Source organism: Lentilactobacillus hilgardii DSM 20176 = ATCC 8290, from assembly GCF_000159315.1.
GTDB lineage: Bacteria > Bacillota > Bacilli > Lactobacillales > Lactobacillaceae > Lentilactobacillus > Lentilactobacillus hilgardii.
On the sequence record NZ_GG669992.1, the window covers coordinates 330,384 to 349,728 of the forward strand.

At 39.2% G+C, this 19,345-nt stretch carries 16 protein-coding genes, 1 pseudogene and 1 other annotated feature; of the genes and pseudogenes, 9 read left to right on the top strand and 8 right to left on the bottom strand.

Features of this window, described 5'->3' with window-relative positions:
* The 6 genes from HMPREF0519_RS01600 to HMPREF0519_RS01625 all read right to left on the bottom strand — a co-directional run.
* A partial coding sequence (locus tag HMPREF0519_RS01600) for a helix-turn-helix transcriptional regulator (RefSeq protein ID WP_003634069.1) occupies nucleotides 1-351 on the bottom strand: 351 nt, incomplete at its 3' end.
* Nucleotides 352-599: 248 nt separating this feature from the next.
* Entirely contained in the window at nucleotides 600-1,721 is a 1,122-nt protein-coding gene (locus HMPREF0519_RS01605) for a hypothetical protein (protein WP_003634070.1), read from the bottom strand.
* 41 nt (nucleotides 1,722-1,762) lie between these two features.
* Nucleotides 1,763-2,902, bottom strand: a complete 1,140-nt coding sequence (locus HMPREF0519_RS01610) for a hypothetical protein (protein ID WP_003634072.1) — start codon at nucleotides 2,900-2,902, stop codon at nucleotides 1,763-1,765.
* Nucleotides 2,903-2,969: 67 nt separating this feature from the next.
* Entirely contained in the window at nucleotides 2,970-3,587 is a 618-nt protein-coding gene (locus HMPREF0519_RS01615; RefSeq protein ID WP_003556805.1) for an ATP-binding cassette domain-containing protein, read from the bottom strand.
* Between the two features lie 98 nt (nucleotides 3,588-3,685).
* On the bottom strand, nucleotides 3,686-4,114 hold the full coding sequence (locus HMPREF0519_RS01620) for a hypothetical protein (RefSeq protein ID WP_233419303.1): 429 nt from the start codon (nucleotides 4,112-4,114) through the stop codon (nucleotides 3,686-3,688).
* 284 nt (nucleotides 4,115-4,398) lie between these two features.
* Nucleotides 4,399-5,802: an amino acid permease gene (locus tag HMPREF0519_RS01625; protein WP_003634076.1), complete on the bottom strand. Its 1,404-nt coding sequence runs from the start codon at nucleotides 5,800-5,802 to the stop codon at nucleotides 4,399-4,401.
* A gap of 441 nt (nucleotides 5,803-6,243) precedes the next feature.
* On the opposite strand from HMPREF0519_RS01625, the gene HMPREF0519_RS01630 reads away from it, so the two are divergent.
* The gene (locus HMPREF0519_RS01630; RefSeq protein ID WP_003634078.1) at nucleotides 6,244-7,419 is read left to right on the top strand and encodes an aminotransferase class I/II-fold pyridoxal phosphate-dependent enzyme; all 1,176 of its coding nucleotides are present in this window, start codon (nucleotides 6,244-6,246) and stop codon (nucleotides 7,417-7,419) included.
* 119 nt (nucleotides 7,420-7,538) lie between these two features.
* Nucleotides 7,539-8,171: a sugar O-acetyltransferase gene (locus tag HMPREF0519_RS01635; protein WP_003634080.1), complete on the top strand. Its 633-nt coding sequence runs from the start codon at nucleotides 7,539-7,541 to the stop codon at nucleotides 8,169-8,171.
* Between the two features lie 82 nt (nucleotides 8,172-8,253).
* Here the strand turns inward: HMPREF0519_RS01635 and HMPREF0519_RS01640 are convergent, their stop codons facing one another.
* Nucleotides 8,254-9,690: a DHA2 family efflux MFS transporter permease subunit gene (locus tag HMPREF0519_RS01640; protein WP_003556817.1), complete on the bottom strand. Its 1,437-nt coding sequence runs from the start codon at nucleotides 9,688-9,690 to the stop codon at nucleotides 8,254-8,256.
* Nucleotides 9,691-10,075: 385 nt separating this feature from the next.
* Between HMPREF0519_RS01640 and gdhA the strand changes: the two genes are divergently transcribed.
* A complete protein-coding gene (gene gdhA, locus HMPREF0519_RS01645; protein WP_003551212.1) occupies nucleotides 10,076-11,422 on the top strand; it encodes an NADP-specific glutamate dehydrogenase in 1,347 nt (448 codons plus the stop codon).
* Between the two features lie 163 nt (nucleotides 11,423-11,585).
* Here gdhA and HMPREF0519_RS01650 read toward each other — a convergent pair whose 3' ends face one another.
* Entirely contained in the window at nucleotides 11,586-12,773 is a 1,188-nt protein-coding gene (locus HMPREF0519_RS01650; protein ID WP_225429088.1) for a M20/M25/M40 family metallo-hydrolase, read from the bottom strand.
* 263 nt (nucleotides 12,774-13,036) lie between these two features.
* Here HMPREF0519_RS01650 and HMPREF0519_RS01655 point away from each other — a divergent pair, with 263 nt between their 5' ends.
* The 6 genes and pseudogenes from HMPREF0519_RS01655 to HMPREF0519_RS01680 form a co-directional block, all read left to right on the top strand.
* A complete protein-coding gene (locus HMPREF0519_RS01655) occupies nucleotides 13,037-13,588 on the top strand; it encodes a LemA family protein (protein ID WP_040472610.1) in 552 nt (183 codons plus the stop codon).
* Between the two features lie 22 nt (nucleotides 13,589-13,610).
* Entirely contained in the window at nucleotides 13,611-14,612 is a 1,002-nt protein-coding gene (locus HMPREF0519_RS01660; protein ID WP_003556825.1) for a M48 family metalloprotease, read from the top strand.
* Nucleotides 14,613-14,996: 384 nt separating this feature from the next.
* Entirely contained in the window at nucleotides 14,997-16,175 is a 1,179-nt protein-coding gene (locus HMPREF0519_RS01665) for a trans-sulfuration enzyme family protein (RefSeq protein WP_003634085.1), read from the top strand.
* Nucleotides 16,176-16,201: 26 nt separating this feature from the next.
* Nucleotides 16,202-16,438 (top strand) — a binding site (T-box leader).
* A gap of 56 nt (nucleotides 16,439-16,494) precedes the next feature.
* Nucleotides 16,495-17,541, top strand: a complete 1,047-nt coding sequence (locus tag HMPREF0519_RS01670; protein ID WP_003634087.1) for an ABC transporter substrate-binding protein — start codon at nucleotides 16,495-16,497, stop codon at nucleotides 17,539-17,541.
* Nucleotides 17,542-17,553: 12 nt separating this feature from the next.
* Nucleotides 17,554-18,572: pseudogene (locus HMPREF0519_RS01675) on the top strand (ABC transporter permease).
* 16 nt (nucleotides 18,573-18,588) lie between these two features.
* Nucleotides 18,589-19,345 (top strand): ABC transporter ATP-binding protein (locus HMPREF0519_RS01680; protein WP_003551226.1); only part of this gene is annotated, 757 nt, incomplete at its 3' end.

The following is a 19,345-nucleotide window of genomic DNA, read 5'->3' on the forward strand; positions in this document are numbered from 1 at the left end:
AGTCCCCAAAATGGGAATTAATCCAAGTATCATGATGATAATCGAGAGGTACAGATCTATTCTTTTTATTTTTTCAAGTTCTTTTTGTTGAAGAAGATTAAAAAAACGAAGAAATTCTTCTCGATCTGATTCGATTTGTAGATCAAAAGAATGATTATCTTTTACAAAATTATCAAGGGGTTCATCATAAACTTTACTTAAAAGGGTTAAGTTGTAAAGATCAGGACGGGAATGACCGTTTTCCCAGCTGGAAATCGATTGGCGTGTGACCTGTAATTCATCAGCGACCTTCTGTTGTGAATATCCTTTTTTTATGCGAGCTTTTTTAAGTTGGGTTGAGAGTTGATCCATGAAATCGTCTCCTCTTTTAGTTATTCAGGACGGGTTATTGTCCCCACGAAGAATGTATGGTTTATAAATGCCCTAGTGTCCCTACAAGTATGTATATACGAAATTTATGTTTGATTTTTTGGACATTTTTTAAATTGGGCGAAAGAAAATAGAAGAGGGGCCAGACCAAAGCTTGTCTTGATCTGGTCCCTTAATTTGGTTGCAATTTATAAAAATTGTATCAACTGAATTGTTATTTTGCTGAAGCATTAATGATTTTGACGTTGGCGAATGCTTTGAAGGATATAGCTGGCTATTCCAAATAAAACTGTCCATAGCATTAATGCCTCGATACCATGATTGTAATTGATCTGATAGTTTGAAGCATCATGCGCCATTCGGTTTGGTAGAATGTTAACACCATTAAAATAACTTGTTGGTAGATACTGAGCAATTCTAGAAATTGGTTCTACAAATGGGGTTAAAAGGTTCGTACCAATCAGCAATAACATATTGAAAAATAACGTTGTTAAGGTTTTTTTGGTTAAGACTGCGAAAAAGAAGATAAATGTCACAACGAAAAAGGAACTTAAAATTCTAAGAACGATTGTTGGCAAGATAATTTGGCTTTGGGGAATGTAGATTTTGTAGGAGAGTTGTTTTGAAAATAACTCAAACGGGTATCGAGTGTCTCCAATTCCAGAAATTATTGAAGCTGCGAGAAAACCTAAACCCAGTATTATCAAAAGCAGAGCTAACGAAATGAACCAACCGGTCATAATGTTACAACTGACATTGGCAGTTGATGTTATTGGAAGTAGAGAATTCTTATCAAGTCGTCCAATAAATCTTTTTGTATGTAATTGTGAACAAATGAAAACAATGGTTAGAACAATCAAAATGGGTGCAATCCATTGTTCAACGTAGAGCAGAAATGAAATACCTGTTGCGGGAGATTCTTCAGATTGCTGGGGGATATTTAAGCGAGACAAAGCTCTATAAAGATTGGATTCTGATTTAAGAGAATTGGTCATTTCCGGATCGCTACCACTAACTTGTTTTTCGCTTTTTAGTATTTGACTGTTTACAGCAATTTGGGTTCGATAAGCTCTTCGCCACTGCTTATTGTGAATTGCCTTTAAAATCCGTTTATTAACAATAAGGTCACTCTTTACCTCGGGTGCAACCCCCCGATTGTGCTTTTGATATATCCTCATTTGTTTTGTATCCATTGAGATTTGACTCTCCGCCATGCCTTTAAGTGTGTCAGCGTGTTGGTTTTTAATGTTAAATCCCAAACAGATAAAGACGACTAACAAAGAAATGCAAATAGCAATCCAAGACAGTTTTCCTTTGTAAGCTTTTTTTGTTAGAAAATGAAAATAAGTCATAATAATGCTTCTTTCTTTGTTTTAATTTTGAAGGGGAGTGGTTAATTTCGCGTATGTTGGCGAATATATTGAACACTAAAAGCAGCTACTCCAAAAAAAATCGTCCAGATAATCAGGGCTTCAATGCCATGAGCTTCATTAATCTGGGGATTTTTGGCAAGAAAGGATAGCCGGCCTGATGAAACACTGACACCATTAAAATAGCTTGTGGGTAAGTATTGACCAATTTTCGAAAGTAATTTAACAGAAGAAGTCAGTTGATTGGTACCGATTAGAATTAAAAGATTTAGTAAGAGGGTAGTAAGGGATTTTTTAGTTAAAACGGCAAAGAAATAAACACATGTTACGACAAAACACGAACTTAACATTCGAAGGACAATGGTAGGAATTACAAATTCGCTTTGAGGTCTATAGATGTTGAAAGGAACCTGAGATGTGTAGTAGGGAAATGGATAATGCCAGTTACCAATTCCAGAAATGCTGGTTGCAGTTATGAAGCTGAAGCCGATTGCTAATACTGAAAGTGCGACAGCCAGAGTGTAGCCAGTGAAAAGATTTGACAGGATATTTTTTCCTGTATCGATTGGCGGTAATGTGTCTTTATCTAAGAGATTTGCAAACCTTTTTGTATAAAGCTGAGAACAGATAAAGATAACCAGCAGAATAATTAAAACTGATGAAACAAGATCATCAATATACAGAAAGAAACTGGTTCCTGTGGTAGGAGAATCCTCTGATTGGTCAGCAAGGTTGAGCCTAATTAATGCCTTACAAAGTAAAATTTGGCTGATAAGAGACTCTTTGAAATATTTGCTAGTTTCTGTTCCGTTATTTGGGGATGACTTAAGTTGCGTATTATTGTACGCAATTTGTTTTTTATAAGCCTGTCGCCATTTCCTTTTGTGTAGCAATTTCTGAATTTTTTTATTCACTTGTATGTCCGAATCAATTAATGATACAGCATCATGAGGGTCTTGCTTGATTTCTTTAGGTGTATAATGCTTTTTTTGTCTAATATCAAACAAGATTTGTTCCTGTGCACGACTTTCAAAAGTTTGCACATGTTGATTACGCAAATCAAAAAAAAGACAAGTTGAAACGACAATAATTGTCAAAACAACAGATAATAAGGCTAATTTAGATTTCAGTCCTTTTTTTAATAGAAAAATCAGATAATTCAAACTTACTCCCTCCTTTGTAGTAAACGTAAGTTTGGGCCAACTAGATAATTAACTAGTTCAAAACCAATTAAGATTCTTCAGTCAGTTTTTGATTTTCCAGATGGAGAATATGATTTGCGATAGTTGCAACGTCCGATTTGTAATGAGACGATATAATAATGCATTTTTTCTCCTTAACAGCAGTTTCTTTAATACGTTTATATAGCTGTTTTCGACTCTCCTCGTCCAATCCATTGCTAATTTCATCCATAATTAAGTAAGTAGCGTTACTACAGAAATACATTGCGATTACTAAGCGTTGCTTCATTCCCAGCGAATATTTTTTTATAGGAAGTTTAATATAATCGTCCATTTTCCAAAAATTGATTTCGTCATTTAAATCATGAGACGATTGCCACTGTTTTTGAACGAACTTAAGATAATCCAATCCGGATAGGTTACCATCCATCCAGTCCGGGGTCTCGTAAAAGAAAACAGCCCTTTTTTCTTTCTCAAATGGTTTACCATCAAAAGAAATGTTTCCGTGTTTACGCCTAATAAGGTTTGTAAGCGCACGGAAGAAAGTTGTTTTTCCAGAACCGTTGACTGCAGAAATTAAATAGATATTACCTTTTTCAAATTGGTAATTGAAATCATTGAGGATGGGAATCCTTGTTACTAGCGTTAATTTTTTTATTGTTAACATTTTTTCTCCTTAGTTTAAATAACAAGAAAGACCCCATCGGAAAAAAGATTTTTACCAAATGGGGTCAGACTTGTTTATAACAAGTTGAATATTACCTTTTAATATCCACCTGAGTAGTAGTTCACGTGTTGATAACGGTTGTAGTTCCACCCCCCACCAATTTTAGAATTCCTATAGCTTGTTTCATGTGAACTACTTGGAATTCTTTCGTAACGATAGTCAGAAAAATCACTGTCGTTTCCGGTAAATTTGTTTCTGTTAAAGCGATAGGATTTTACAACATTCATCCAACCTGAACGAACTGGTACAGGATTAGAAATACCGGCTGCTTGGTTATCAGGATCGGGATTGTTTCGATCAACTGTAACAATACCAGTTGAGGAATCTGAATTCGAAGGGGTGACTTGAGATGTTGAATTTGTGTCCGTTGCCCCATTTTGAACAGAGTCTGCAGAAACGGTTAATCCTGCAGAACTAGTCAATAACATAGTTGCTGCTAAGCTACTCAAAAGTAGTTTTTTTAACATGTGTATATCATTTCTTTTATGACTTCAATACGTAATGATGAATTTGTTAACAGCTATAATTTAACAAATTTTACATGTTCTTAGTAGCATGGAATTATTGACACCCGCTTTACATTCTAGTGTTATCAAAGAATTCTAAAGTTAGAAAAGATAGATGTGTGGCTGGAAATTTCCCTTTGGTTTTCAGATATCGCAAACTGGTTTGCAAAATAAAATCGGTTCCTTGTAGATAAATATTATCCACAAGGAACCGGTTTGGTCACATTTTTAATTTGTTAGAATCATTAAATTTTTTCGTTATCTGAGGTAGGAATGGTGGCAGATGATTTTTCCCTTGCCGACCAAAGGCCAAATCCAATACACCAGATTAAGCCAGCGATTGCCGGTATGGTGCCATCGCCATTGAAGAACAGGCTTAAATAGATGATAACAAAGAAGCTGATTAATGCCGGATCAATCCATTTATAGCCCTTTAGAACAAATCCATTGGGGTCGAAGTCGATGGATTGACGATATTTGTAATGGGCGATCACCGTTAGAAGATAAACAACCAGTGCCAAGTCACTTGTCGCCGAACAAATGAGGGTAAAGGCATTTTCAATTCCCGGGATACTACTGATAACCGGAGCCAACATGATTAGAGCAGCCGAGAAAACAATAGCTTTTGCCGGTACGCCACTTTTTGAGACAGATTTGAATTTTGGCATTAGCGTTCCTTGGGACTCCGAAGCGAGTTGATAAAAATGTCGACCTGCTGAATAAAGAAAACTATTTAACGAAGAGGAAGCAGACGTTAACACGACGAAGTTAATGACGCCTGCCGCTGCCTTTAAGCCAGCCAATGCGAAAACCTGAACAAATGGGCTTTGATTGGCACTTAAACTTTGCCAAGGATAAATCGCCATGATCACGATGATGGCACCAATATAAAATAATAATATTCGATAAATTGTCTCATTAATAGCTTTTGGGAGTACTTTATGAGGATCTTTTGTTTCAGCCGTGGTAATGCCCACAAATTCCATTCCTTGAAAAGCGAAGAAAACCATCGGAAAGGCACCGATAAAGTTTACGATCCCATTAGGAAAGAATTTAAAGCCTTCGAAAATATTATTTAGACCGGCGTGTCCAATCGGTGTTTTAAAGCTGGTTGTTACCATAATAATTCCGGTCACAATCATCGCAATGATGGCAATAATCTTAATCATCGCAAACCAAAACTCTGCTTCGCCGAATAGTTTCACGGCAATAAGATTGACGGCAGCCAGAATCACCAAAATAGCGATTTGAATCATCCATGCATCAATATTTGGAAACCAAAACCGAACATACGTGGAAATGGCAGTTAGTTCAGCCATTCCAATGAATATTAATTCCAGCCAATATGACCAACCGGCAAAATATCCAATTTTAGGGCCCAGGTATCGACTGATGAACGCGATAAAAGTATGTTCTGATGGATCCTTGTATAACATTTCACCAATTGCTCGCATCATTAGAAAAAAGAAGATACCAATAATCGCATAAATAAAGATAATTGATGGGCCGGTTTTTGTGATGGAAGTTCCTGCACCTAGAAATAAGCCGGTTCCAATCGTGCCACCCAACGCAATCATTTGAACATGGCGGTTGGATAATTCCCGCTTTGTGCCATCGGCATTCATTCGGATCTTAGATTTTTCTTTCATACAACATAATTTCCTTTCTTTGACCACTTATGTCAGTGACGCTTTGCAAACTGAATGTTAATGAATAACATATAAATAAGTGCTTAACCTTATTAAAAGTGACAATTTCATGTCAATATGCGAACCTTAACAGCAACTATTAATTGGATTGTTTTGATATAAAGCTTTGTTATAATTTATGCCATAATTAAATAAAATGCAAGTGGAAGATTAAAATTATCTCATAAATTATTAATTATAAAGCAGCCTTATAGGTTGCTTTAACACTGCTTTGTTAGAATTACACAATATTTATTCAGGCGGTCCAATATTATTAATTGACTTCTCATAAAATTGTTATATTATTAACAATAACATTCACTCAACTGGATGCTGATTTTTAATCGAGTGTTGGTTGTTGAAAGACTGTCACACTTTTAAACTTCTCGGAGGTGTACCATCATGGAATTAAACGATATTAATCCAAATGTGTTAAACGTCAAACCCTCTTCTATGCGAGAGTTTGACCATGAAATTAGTGCTGACCCGCAAATTGTTAAACTAACTTTGGGTGAGCCAAACTTTGATGTGCCTGCCCATATTAAGCAGGCTGCTATAGATGCGATTAACGATAATTATTCGCACTACCCATACTTTTGGGGCTATGCGGAACTCCGAGAAGCCGCGGCGAAATATTATCAAGAAAAGTTTGGCTATCACTATACTGCAGATCAAATTGTTGTGACGGTCGGTGCAACTGAAGCTGTTGCTGATGCGGTTGCAACCCTGTTTCAGCCAGGTGATGCGGTTATTTTACCATCACCTGCCTACCCGTTATATGATGCTTCAATTGCAATGCATGGCTTAAAGCAGGTTCGCATTGATACCAGCAAAACGGATTATATTTTAACACCTGAAGCTGTTCAGCAAGCAATTGATGACAATCCCGGTTTAAACATTCGGGGGTTGATTATCACTGATCCAAACAATCCAACGGGGGTTGCCTATACTGAAGAACAACTCAAGGCCTTGGTACCGGTTTTGAAAGAGAATCGGATTTGGGTCATTAGTGATGAGATTTATGGTGAATTGACGTATGGGCAAAAACACTATACGCTTTCAACGTGGTTACCAGATCAGACTGTTATTGTGAACGGGCTTTCGAAGTCCCACGCGATGACTGGATGGCGGTTGGGTTATGTCTTTGGACCAAAAGGGTTTATCGACGAAATTGCCAAAGTTCATCAATTTACAGTAACAACACCGACCTCAACTGTTCAATATGCAGCTATTGAAGCAATGAAGCATGGCCAAAATGATGCAGAAGTCATGCGGAAGCAATATGAAAAGCGTCGGGACTTTGTCGTTAAGAATATGAGAGAAGCCGGTTTTGATGTCGTTCATCCAGGCGGTGCCTTTTATGTTTATGCTAAAATTCCAGCCAGCTTGCACATGGATAGTTGGACCTGCGCACGTACGTTGGCTAAAGACTACCATATTGGTTTATTCCCGGGTGCCTCGTTTGGCGACGATGCGTCTATTCGAATTAGCTATGCTGCCAGTGATGAGGCCCTGAAAGCAGCTATGACGGCTATTAAGAAATTAGTGGCTGATAAGAGTGTTGTTGGCGATAAATAAAAAGAAAATTCTTAAAAAAGTAAGCAAGATTTAAGCTCTCAATTTTAATTTTGAGGGCTTTTTATTATGGTATGATGAATTTAAATCATTAATTGGATTACGAAAGGTTGTTGACTATTATGCCATCCGAAGAACAAAGAATGCTTTCCGGTAAACTATATAATGTCTATGATAAAGAGCTTGGCAAAAAATATGAGCGAAAGGATCAACTGCTTCATCAAATTAATTTCCCGATACCTGATGTGGACCCGCAAGCTAAATTGACGGAATTGATTGGAAAAATGGGGCAAAACTGTTACATTGAACCACCGTTTTTCTGCGATTTTGGTGACAATATCACATTGGGTGACGATGTTTATTGTAATACAAACTGTATTTTTCTTGACTCTGGCAAAATTAGTATTGGCAGTCGAGTTTTAATTGGACCACGGGTAAACTTATTTGCGGCCGGTCATCCCATTGATGCCGGTGTTCGAAATAAATGGTTGGGATTTGGCAAACCGATTACAATTGGCGATAACGTTTGGATTGGTGGCGGCACAACGGTCAACCCTGGTATGACGATTGGTAATAATGTTGTTATTGGATCGGGATCTGTTGTAACAACGGATATTCCGAATAATGTCGTTGCTGTTGGTAATCCTTGCCATGTTTTACGTAAAATCACCGAGCAGGATAAAATTTATTGGCAGGCTGAAGAAACCGATTATGTAGAAGATAGAGGGCCACTTGGAAGCCCGGATATTCAATGATTATAAAAAACGAAAGAAAAGTTGGACAAAAAAGTTTCCCAGCTTCTCTTTCGTTTTTTAGTTAGTTTCAGCGAAAAAAAGACTAATTTATTTTTCTTTCCTTCATCGTTAATGACAATAATAAAGCTGCAACCGCAATAATCAAGGTAAAAATAAACCCTAAATGAACGCCATTGGTAAAAGCAATTTGATGAGTCGTTGCAGACAACTGTTGGCCAAATCCCAACAAGGCTGTGGCGATTGCAGTGGCAATGGCGCCAACAATTTGTTGGAAGGTGTTCATGATTGTACTGCCGTCGCTGGAAGTGCGTTGATCAAGCGCACTTAAGCCAAATGTTTGAGATGGTGACATCGAAAGCGGCACCCCAATCATCATCACGATGTGTGCTAGAATGACATACCAGATCGGTGATGTTGAATTGGCGAATAAGAATAGGACAATTCCAATGATTGTCATTGCGAATCCGGAAACGCTTAACAGACGTTTACTGATTAAATCGGAATAACGGCCCGCAATGGCTGAAACAGCTGCATTGACGATACCACCGGGCAGCATAACGATACCGGTTAATGCAACCGGTATTGCAAGGCCATTTTGCCAGAACATTGGGAGCAGGTACATAGATGATAAAATGATACCGAAATCCATCATCACTAAAATGGCTCCGGTCCGATACTGGCGAATTGCAAAAATGTGAAAATTTAAAATGGGCTCAGTCGCTGATAGCTGACGTTTAATGTACCAAGCTAATAAGATGATTGCTGCAATTAACGTCGCAATAACGGTTGGCGATCCCCATCCCTGATCACTGGCAAGGCTGACACCGGTAACCAACCCACCAAAACCTAAAGTCGAAAGGATAATCGAAAAGACGTCAATTTTGGGTTTTGTGATGTGACCAACGTTTGGTAAATATTTTATGACAAGAATCAAGGCAACAATTAGAAATGGGACGAACATCCAAAAAATCCATTGCCAAGATAAAATACCTAGAATCATACCGGACAGCGTTGGACCGATTGCCGGTGCAAACATGATCACTAAGCCAATTAATCCCATTGCTGCACCAAGTTTATATGGGGGGAAGATTAAAGTGGCTACTGTGAACATCAATGGTAGGATCAAACCGGTTCCAATTCCCTGAATCATGCGACCGATTAATAAAACTGGGAAACTACTTGCTAAAGCTGAAATAATGGCACCGACAATAAAAGCAATGATTGCAAAAACAATGATCTGCCGCGTTGAAAAAATACGAGACAGTAAACTTGAGAGTGGTAATACAATTCCGATAATAAGCATATAACCGGTTACCAGCCATTGAATGGTACCAATATTTACGTGCAAGGCAGTCATTAAGCTTGGCAGTGCAATATTCAAGGAAGTTTCGCTTAACATTCCGACAAAGCCGCCAATGAGCATACCCAGCATTGCAATAAACGGATGTGTGACGGGTTTGGCAGCCTGATCTTTCTTTTCTTGCGCCAAAGCGTCACGAGTTTCTAAAGATTTTTCCATAAATAAAAAACGCTCCTAATTCTAATTCTCTATATTGTTATCGTGTCAACAACCCCTTCGGGCATTTGATCATGGTAGCATAAATAAAAGATTCTCGTAAGTTTTATTTTCAAACATAGAGGAATTAACAAATAATTTAGAAAGTAAATAATCGATTTTTTTCGTGCTTAAAGTAGTTCTCATAAATCAAAAACGAAAAGGCCGTTTATTGATTGGGTGATATGTTTAAAAGTAATAAAATATTTTATAATAATTTCATAAAATGTGACCATTTATCATTAAACTTCTGGTAGAATGTAACATAACGATGTAATTTTAAACAGCTTTTCTGGTGCTGGGTGGATTTATATCAAAAAAATATTTTGACAGAAAGCGGGTCGTTTTTGTGAGTAACGCAAAATCTTACATTGAATCAGTGAAGGATACAATTCAACGTCGTGATCCAAACCAAACAGAGTTTCAGGAAGCGGCTTTTACCGTTTTGGATACTTTAGAGCCGGTTTTAGATAAACATCCGGAGTACATCAAAGCCAATTTATTGGAAAGATTGGTTGAACCTGAAAGGGCAATTCAATTTCGGGTGCCTTGGCAATCTGATGATGGTCAATTTCATGTTAACCGCGGTTTTAGAGTTCAATTCAATTCTGCAATTGGTCCTTATAAGGGCGGCCTAAGATTACACCCTAGTGTTAGTTTAGATGTTGTAAAATTTTTGGGATTCGAACAGGTTTTGAAAAACAGCCTGACTGGTTTGCCAATTGGTGGTGCTAAGGGTGGCAGCGATTTTAATCCGAAGGGCAAATCCGACTCCGAGGTGATGCGATTTTGTCAAAGCTTCATGACCGAATTGCAGCGCCATATTGGTCCGGATTTGGATGTGCCGGCTGGTGATATTGGCGTTGGCGGACGCGAAATCGGTTTCTTATTTGGTGCCTATAAACGTTTAAACGGTTACCAAAATGGTGTTTTAACAGGTAAAGGACTGACTTTTGGTGGGAGCCTTGCCCGACCAGAAGCAACCGGATTTGGCCTTCTGTATTACACGCATGCGATGCTTAAGGCGTTGGGAGACACGCTAACTAATAAGAAAATTAAAGTGTCTGGCGCTGGAAATGTTGCGACCTATGCAATTCAAAAGGCAACTGAATATGGGGCAACCGTTATTACCTGCTCCGATTCTGATGGCTATGTGTACGATCCAAACGGTATCGACTTTAAGCTTGTTAAGCAAATCAAAGAGGTAGAAAGAGGGCGCATCAAGGAATATGCGCAACGGGTTGAAACGGCTGAGTATCACGATGGATCTGTCTGGGACTTTGATATCAACTATGACATTGCCCTGCCTTGTGCAACTCAAAATGAAATCAGTAAAGATCAGGCAAAATTAATTGCCAAGGATCGGGTAAAGTATGTCTGTGAAGGTGCAAATATGCCAAGTGTTCCCGATGCAATTGCAACATATCGTGATAATAATATTTATTACGGGCCGGCAAAGGCTGCTAATGCGGGTGGTGTTGCTGTTTCAGCTTTGGAAATGAGTCAGAACAGTGAACGGCTCTCGTGGAGCTTTGAAACCGTTGATAATCGGCTTCATGATATTATGGACAATATCTTCGAAATATCTGAAGCTGCAGATAAAGAATATCAATTAAATCAGGATTACCAAGCAGGTGCGAACATTGCCGGCTTTGAAAAAGTGGCACAAACAATGATGGCTCAGGGGCTTGTTTAAGGGTACTTTTCCTGCTTTCAAAGTTTGGTGCGATAAAATAATAGCGGTCAGGCAAGTTTACTATTTGCCTGACCGCTATTATTTCGCTGACTATTTAGTTAAGATAGGCTATCGCGACTTGTTTGAATAGTTGTTGCATATTTAAGAATGTTGCAATTTCAACTTATTCGTTTGATTGATGGGCAGTTGTGTTACCGGGACCAATAATTAAGAATTCGCCAGTTGAATTATGCCGGCGGAACTCTGAAGCATCAGTACCCATTGATGATCCAATAGTTGGTAAAGGGAGTGCTTCACGAAGCGTGGCTTTTGCGTGTGCTTGCAGTATAGTCACTAACTGGTTCGTGCCCCTGTTTGCAACGGGGTTTTCGCTTTGCTCCACGTCCAGCTTCAAATCAAAGTTAGGCTTCTTATTGAGTTCACGAACAAGTTCTTGAAGTTTGTGAACCAACTTTTCGTTTGGTAGTTCTGGAATTGTTCGAACCTTAACTTTTTCGTAAGCAAGATCCGGAATACTATTTACCTGCTTGCCGCCTATAAAAACATCGGGTGCATAAACTGTTTTTCCCAAGTTTGGATTTCGTTCGGTTAGGGAATGATAAAGGGCTTTTTCCGCAATATAGTATTGAACTAGATTGTCAATTGCGTTAATGCCCAGTTTTGGCATTGAACTATGTGCCGCTTTTCCGTGAGAAGTAACCGTATAACTCATCCATCCCTTATGGGCGTTTATAATGAAGTGCTGTTCAGGTGCACTTGAATCTTCAAGCGCCGTGTATAACTCATCAAGCTTTTTGGGAGAGATTATGGCAGCACCGCTCGAAAAATAAGTATCCAACTGATCAGTCGGGACACCGGTTGGTTCTGAAAAAAGCATGGCATCGAGATCATCGCCATATCCTTCATCAGATAAAAAAGCGGCCCCTTCTTCGGTTAATTCTTCTGAAATTGTTGCAAGAAGTCGCAGTGTTCCGTTCTTAGGAAGGTTCTGATCGTGAAGGTCAATCATTGTGATGATAAATTGAGCCAGCCCGGCCTTCATATCAGAAGTGCCCCGCCCGTAAATCCGTCCGTCCTTAAGTGTTGCCTCAAAAGGCGGTGTTTTCCAAGTACTTAATTGGCCTTCGTGAACAGTATCCAAATGACCACTGAAACCTAATTTAGGATGTTGACCATCACCAATTTCGGCGACAACGTTGCTTCGCCCAGGGAATTGGATAATTGATTTGGCGGCGATTCCGTGTTTATGAAGCAGGCTAACTAAATAATCAGCTGCTTGTTGTTCATTATCATTAACAGTGCGAATGGCAATCAGGTCACGGACAATTTGAATCTTATCTTTTTCTTTCATAAAAATATCGACTCCATGCTTTCTATGATATGTGTCATCGTTAAGTGGCATATAATATTAGGTGTCATTAGGCATAAAAATCTTAGAATTTGATTAGAGAACAGCTTTCGATCATTGTCCCAATTTCTAACCGGAATGTCAATTAAGAAAGTCAGACAAAGACCATGCGGCGTTTAAATAAATGTAACAATCGTCCGTGCAACGTTGCATTCTGGTTAGGGTATGGTATGTTTATTAGCAAACAAACACAAGGAGGAATTGCGATGACATGGATTATACTGGGTGTCATTTTAATCATTATTATTTTAATGATTGTAGTTTTATATAACGGCATCGTTTCTCAGCGAAACTTGGTCGATGAAGCAGCAAGTCAAATTGATGTTCAATTACAACGACGAGCCGACTTACTACCCAATCTGCTTGAAACGGTTAAAGGTTATGCTAAACATGAACGGGAAACGTTAGCAACAGTTACTCAAATGCGAGCTGCTATTTCGGATCCAAGTGCCAGCTTGTCAGATAAAGTTAAAGCTGACAATCAATTAACCGGTGCTTTGAATCATTTGTTTGCGGTCTCTGAAAATTATCCGGACTTAAAAGCAAATCAAAACTTCCTATCGTTACAGGAAGAATTAACGAATACCGAGAACAAAGTTGCCTTTTCTCGTCAAAACTATAACAGTAACGTGATGACCTATAACAATAAACTACAGACTTTTCCAAGCAACTTGGTTTCCAAATTTGGAAACTTCCCAGTTCGTGATTATTTGGAAGCACCAGAGGGCTCTAAAGAAGTTCCTAAGATGAAATTCTAGGTTTTAAGAGGGGTTTCATAAAATGGAAACGATTAATCAACAAATTATACAAAACCGAAGACGCACTTGGCTGGTACTCGCAGGGTTTATCTTTTTAATTGCTGTGATTGGCTTTTTACTTGGCTTGATTTTTGCTTACCAAAGCGATCAAGCCGATATAATGGTGCCAATATATACCATGATGGGGTTTCTGGTCGCTGCTGCCATTTATACATTTTTTGTGTATATGAGTGTCACAAATATTTTGATGAGATCCAGTAAAGCCCGTCAGCTTCAGGAGTCAGACGATCCAACGTTGTTTAACATTGTTAGCGATCTTTCATTGGCTGCTCATATTCCGACACCTGATATCTACATGATGGATGAACAAGCGCCTAATGCGTTTGCGACCGGTCGTGATCCGCAGCACGCTGCCGTAGCTGTGACAAGCGGATTGAGAGAAATGATGAATCGAGAGGAACTTGAAGGCGTTTTGGCGCATGAAATTTCTCATATCAAAAATTATGATATTCGAGTTTCATCGATTACAGTTGCATTGACGACTTTCATTGCCGGTGCCGGTGCCGTTATGATCATTGCCGGCATTAGTATGATGCGGGGTGGCAATTGGCTTGGATTCTTTGGAGGTGGTAGTCGTGATCGGGATTCCAAAGATTCCAGTTATTTTTGGTTGGCTGTTTTGGCGTTTGGATTTATCGTGTGGCTTGGTGGTTGGATTGTTAAAATCATTGGGGTTCCAATTGCTCAAATCATGCAATTCGCAGTTTCCAGACAGCGAGAATCGTTGGCCGATGTTTCAGGCGTCAACCTTACCCGGGATCCTCAAGGATTAATTGACGCTTTAGAGGCGTTAAAGGATGATTCAACACCGATGAAAAACCCCGAAGCCAAAGGTGCCGCTCTTTATATCAATGAACCAACCAATAAACATGGGCAAACACCATTTTTAGTTAAACTATTTGATACCCATCCGCCACTAGATGAGCGGATTGATCGGCTTAAGCGGCTATTAGGTGAACATTAACTCGATTTTATTTTTAAATCTTTTTTCAATTTATCTTGACAGTCTCTCTTTGACGCGGTAATATTCATGGCAAGAAATTTAATTAAATTCTAATATTTACTTGCGACGAAGAGAAGAGTAGAGAAATTAGTAGTGTTGTAGAGCGGCCACCGTTGGTGAAAGGGTGGACAGGAACATTTCTTGAAGATGAACTCTGAGCAATTATCAAAAGTGAAAGCTTGTGGTACGTGGGAAACACGATAAAATTCCGGGCATGTTTGTGCCTTAGAGGCAGCGATAGTAACATCGATGCGAATAAACGGGTGGTAACACGATTAAAAGTCGTCCCTGTGCAGATTATTCTGTACGGGGACGACTTTTTTGTTTGGAAAGCGAGGAAATCATATGTCTGAATTCGATACAAAGTTAGTTCACGGTCAATCGCAGCATGATAATCAAACCGGTGCGGTTAATGTGCCAATATACAATTCATCTACTTATATTTTTCCAAAGGTTGATTCTAAAATAACCTGGGATTATGCACGCTCTGGCAATCCAACACGAAACTACCTGGAGGATCAGTTGGCAGCACTTGAGAATGGTACTCAGGGATTTGCATTTTCATCTGGTTTGTCGGCAATTCATGCCGTTCTGTCAATCTTTTCTCCTGGGGATCATATTATTATTGGTAACACGATTTATGGCGGTACATTTCGGTTAATTAACCAGTTTTTTAAACGTTGGGATTTGAAGTTTACCGAAGTTGACACGCAAAATTTGGATGAGGTTGAAAAAGCGATTCAGCCGAATACCAAAGCAATTTATTTTGAAACATTTACAAATCCATTATTGAAAGTTACTAGCGTAAAGGCTATTTCCAAGGTTGCCAAGGCACATCATCTGCTGACGATTGTTGACAACACATTTCTAACTCCTTACCTACAGCGTCCATTGGATCTTGGTGCCGATATCGTGGTTCATTCTGCTACAAAATATTTAGGTGGCCATTCGGATGTGGTTGCGGGAATCGCGGTTGCTAAAGATAAAGCCATTGCCGATCGGATTTACTTTAACCAAAACGGGGTTGGCGCTGTGCTTTCCCCTGAAGATTCGAATTTAATCCGGCGAGGGATCCAAACCTTGGCCGTTCGATTGGACCGCCATTTGAGTAATGCTGCCAAAATTGTTGCGTTTCTTCAAAATCGGCCAGAAGTTTCTAAGATTTATTATCCAGGGATTGAAGGGTCAAAAGATTATGAAATTGCGACCGCTGAAACGAATGGTTATGGTGGGATTGTGTCGTTTGAATTGGAAAAGGGACTAAAGACTACTGAGTTTGTCGAGAATCTGGATTTAATTCAACTAGCTGTTAGTTTGGGCGCTGTTGAAAGCTTAATTGAGCTTCCTTACAAAATGACCCATGCGGAATTATCGCCGGAAGAACAGTTGGAGGCGGGTATTACCCATCAACTGGTCAGACTATCTGTTGGTATTGAAGATCCAAAGGATTTAATTCACGACTTATCACAAAGCCTTGATCAGCTGTCAAAAGACAAAGTCATCGAAGAATCATCCGGTAGATAGTTGATGCTATTTTGCAGAAAAGATTGATTGACGTGTTGAGCGAATGAGTAAGTTTTTATTGGTTTTAAGAGAGCCGGAGTTGCTGAAAACCGGTATCTGATAATGACTGAATATGGTTCGTGAGCGTATACACCATATCGACTAGTTTGGGTATGATCGGCTGCCGCCGTTATCCGGTTTGAGAAAGTTAATTTCTTACTGAGGGGTTTCTTTGTGAAAAGGAACCCGAACAAAGGTGGCAACACGTGAAAAACGTCCTTATGTCGTGAAGACAGAGGGCGTTTTTTAAACATAAGATGAGTTGGGGAGATCGTTAGTCATGAATTACAAGAAAGTATTGGGAAGTATCGTTGGTGTATTGGCAGTTACATTAACTTTGGCAGGATGTGGGAGCAATTCTGCTAAACAACAGGCAACTAAAGATTACAAATATGGATCAGTGACGATTCCTGCAAAGGACGGGTCTATCTGTAATGCACCAAATTACATTGCTTATGAAAAGGGATTTTTCAAGAAGAATGGATTAAAAGCAAATTTGGTTGCCAATCCTCGAGATATTAGTGATCTTGAAGCTGGTTTTGCCAGTGGTAAGTATGATGCTCAAAATGGCGATTTTCAGTATTTGCCGGCTATTCAAAATGGTGCCCAGATTAAGGCTGCCGGCGGGATTCATCAAGGTTGTATTAAATTATTGGTACCAAAGAATTCCAATATTAAAAGTGTCAAGGATTTAAAGGGAAAAACCATTGGGATTCCGGCACAAGGATCAACACCACAATATGTGACATCGATTGCACTACAGCATGCGGGACTTGATCCTAAAAAGGATGTGACATGGAAGGTCTTTAGTACCGATTTGTTGGCGAAGGCTGCCCAAAAAGGTGAGGTTGATGCCATCGGAACAGTTGATCCATATGCTTATCAAGCACAAAAACAAGATGGATTCAAAACCATTGTCGACAACAATAATGATAACGGCAATAATGCTATGGCCAAAATGGGTATGAAGAAAAAAGGGTCTTGCTGTTATTTGTATCTCTCTAATAAATTAATTCAATCCAATAGCAAAAAAGCCAAGGCAATTGTGAAGTCATATCAGGAAGCTGCGGCATGGATTAACAAACATCCGGAAGAAACAGCCAAAATTGAATTGAATAAGGGATATGTTTCAAAAACGAAATTCATTAACGTCGCCAACGTATCACAAATCATTAAAGACGAACATTTCGATTTAAATTTAACCAAAGGTAAATCGGATTTGAATTATTATATCAGTCAGTTAAAAAAGGCGGGTTACCTGAAAAAAGATACCAAAAATGCACAATTAGTGAAACAAGCTTACTGGAATCCAAAATTAGGAAACTAGATTGGGGGATAAATGATGTTAGATGCTGTCACGTTATCTAAAAAGCAGCGCAGTAAAGCTGTTAAACAGGATAAAGCAGAAACTAAATATTGGAAGCCATGGCGAACCAGCTGGAATATTTTGAGTTTGGCCGCCGTTATAGCTGCCTATGTTGAAAACCAATTGGTACCATCCCAGGAGTTGGTTAATAACGGCGTGTACAAATGGTTTCTGATTGCTTACTTTATTTAGTTGCCGTCTATGCTATTGGGGCCGTTGTTCATGGCAGGATTAGAGTGTATGGCGGACATTTTGCACAGCTAAATGCAGTTTTGGGTCTCTTGCTCATTGGGCAAGACTTATTAACAGAGAAATTTGCAGTCATTAAATTACCATTTTTTGTTAGTTTTGCTCAAATTCTTGATCAGATAAAAACAGATCAAAAGCTATTGATCGAGTCAACGTGGTCGTCACTTGGATTATGGCTGATTAGTTTTATTATCGGGACGTTGATTGGTGTTGTCCTGGGGCTCTTTATGGGACGTTATAGACAGTTTAATTACTGGTCATTTCCCTTCCTGAAAGTTATTGGGATTATTCCGGCGGCTGCCTGGATGCCCCTAACGATGGTCATTTTTCCGACCAGTTATATGGCAGAAATCTTTTTAATTGCGTTTGCGGTTTGGTTTCCGGTTGCGTTTATGACGATTGGAGGCGTTCAGAGTATTTCAACGGATTATTTTGAATCTGCTAAGACATTGGGCTTTTCAGAATTTCAAATTCTTCGAAAAGTCGTAATCCCCGGTGCGTTACCAAATATCTTTATTGGTATCTTCACAGCGATGGGCCTTTCGTTTACGATGTTGGTTATTTCTGAAATGATTGGCGCAAAAGTTGGGCTTGGCTGGTACATCAACTGGGCTAAAGGTGTCGGTAACTATACGCAGGTGTACGCAGCCATTGTCATTATGGCGGTGTTGTTCTCAGTTATTTTTAGCTTTTTAAATAAATTACAAGAGTACGCACTTCGTTGGCGTCAACGATCAAATTAAGAAGGGAAGATGTCCTATGGTTCAACTCTCTGTCCAAAACGTTAATCGAATCCTGCATGATAATGCCGGTCAGCGGATTAATGTTTTGGAAGACATTAATCTAAGTGTCGGATCTGGTGAATTCATTTCAATCATTGGTCCGTCTGGTTGCGGGAAAACGACATTGCTACGACTTATTTCAGGATTGGATCGGCCGGAGGAAGGCAAAGTAACAATTGATGACCAGTTGATTACCCGTCCCGATGTATCAAGAGGTTACGTCTTTCAACATGGTAGCCTTTTTCCTTGGGAAACAATCAGGGAAAATATTAGTTCAGGTTTAAAGGCTGTCCATGGTAGGCATTATGATAAAAAATTGGTGGACCACTACATTGAGTTAATGGGATTGAAAGGGTTTGAGTCGGCTTATCCCCATCAAGTTTCAGGAGGAATGGCACAGCGGGCAGCTCTGGCAAGGTCAATTGTCTTAAGACCGGAATTATTATTACTCGATGAGCCGATGGGAGCATTGGATGCTTTCACAAGGGCCGATGTTCAGGACGTTATTCAGCGGGTATGGAAGCAGACTAAAACAACAATGATTTTGGTTACACATGATATTGATGAAGCGATTTATTTAGGGACCCGCATTGTTGTCATGACACCGAGACCTGGCAGAATTAAGGAAATCGTTAGCAATCCGCTTACCTTTCCAAGAGATCGAACAAGTAATCAGTTTTTGGAATTTAGAAGAGAAATTCAAGATAAATTGAATTTTGGGGTTGCAGAGAACT

Coding starts and splice junctions, on each gene's coding strand:
- HMPREF0519_RS01605 (WP_003634070.1), bottom strand. CDS start 1,721: ATGACTTATTTTCATTTTCTAACAAAAAAAGCTTACAAAGGAAAACTG.
- HMPREF0519_RS01615 (WP_003556805.1), bottom strand. CDS start 3,587: ATGTTAACAATAAAAAAATTAACGCTAGTAACAAGGATTCCCATCCTC.
- HMPREF0519_RS01620 (WP_233419303.1), bottom strand. CDS start 4,114: ATGTTAAAAAAACTACTTTTGAGTAGCTTAGCAGCAACTATGTTATTG.
- HMPREF0519_RS01625 (WP_003634076.1), bottom strand. CDS start 5,802: ATGAAAGAAAAATCTAAGATCCGAATGAATGCCGATGGCACAAAGCGG.
- HMPREF0519_RS01630 (WP_003634078.1), top strand. CDS start 6,244: ATGGAATTAAACGATATTAATCCAAATGTGTTAAACGTCAAACCCTCT.
- HMPREF0519_RS01635 (WP_003634080.1), top strand. CDS start 7,539: ATGCCATCCGAAGAACAAAGAATGCTTTCCGGTAAACTATATAATGTC.
- HMPREF0519_RS01640 (WP_003556817.1), bottom strand. CDS start 9,690: ATGGAAAAATCTTTAGAAACTCGTGACGCTTTGGCGCAAGAAAAGAAA.
- HMPREF0519_RS01650 (WP_225429088.1), bottom strand. CDS start 12,773: ATGAAAGAAAAAGATAAGATTCAAATTGTCCGTGACCTGATTGCCATT.
- HMPREF0519_RS01655 (WP_040472610.1), top strand. CDS start 13,037: ATGACATGGATTATACTGGGTGTCATTTTAATCATTATTATTTTAATG.
- HMPREF0519_RS01660 (WP_003556825.1), top strand. CDS start 13,611: ATGGAAACGATTAATCAACAAATTATACAAAACCGAAGACGCACTTGG.
- HMPREF0519_RS01665 (WP_003634085.1), top strand. CDS start 14,997: ATGTCTGAATTCGATACAAAGTTAGTTCACGGTCAATCGCAGCATGAT.
- HMPREF0519_RS01670 (WP_003634087.1), top strand. CDS start 16,495: ATGAATTACAAGAAAGTATTGGGAAGTATCGTTGGTGTATTGGCAGTT.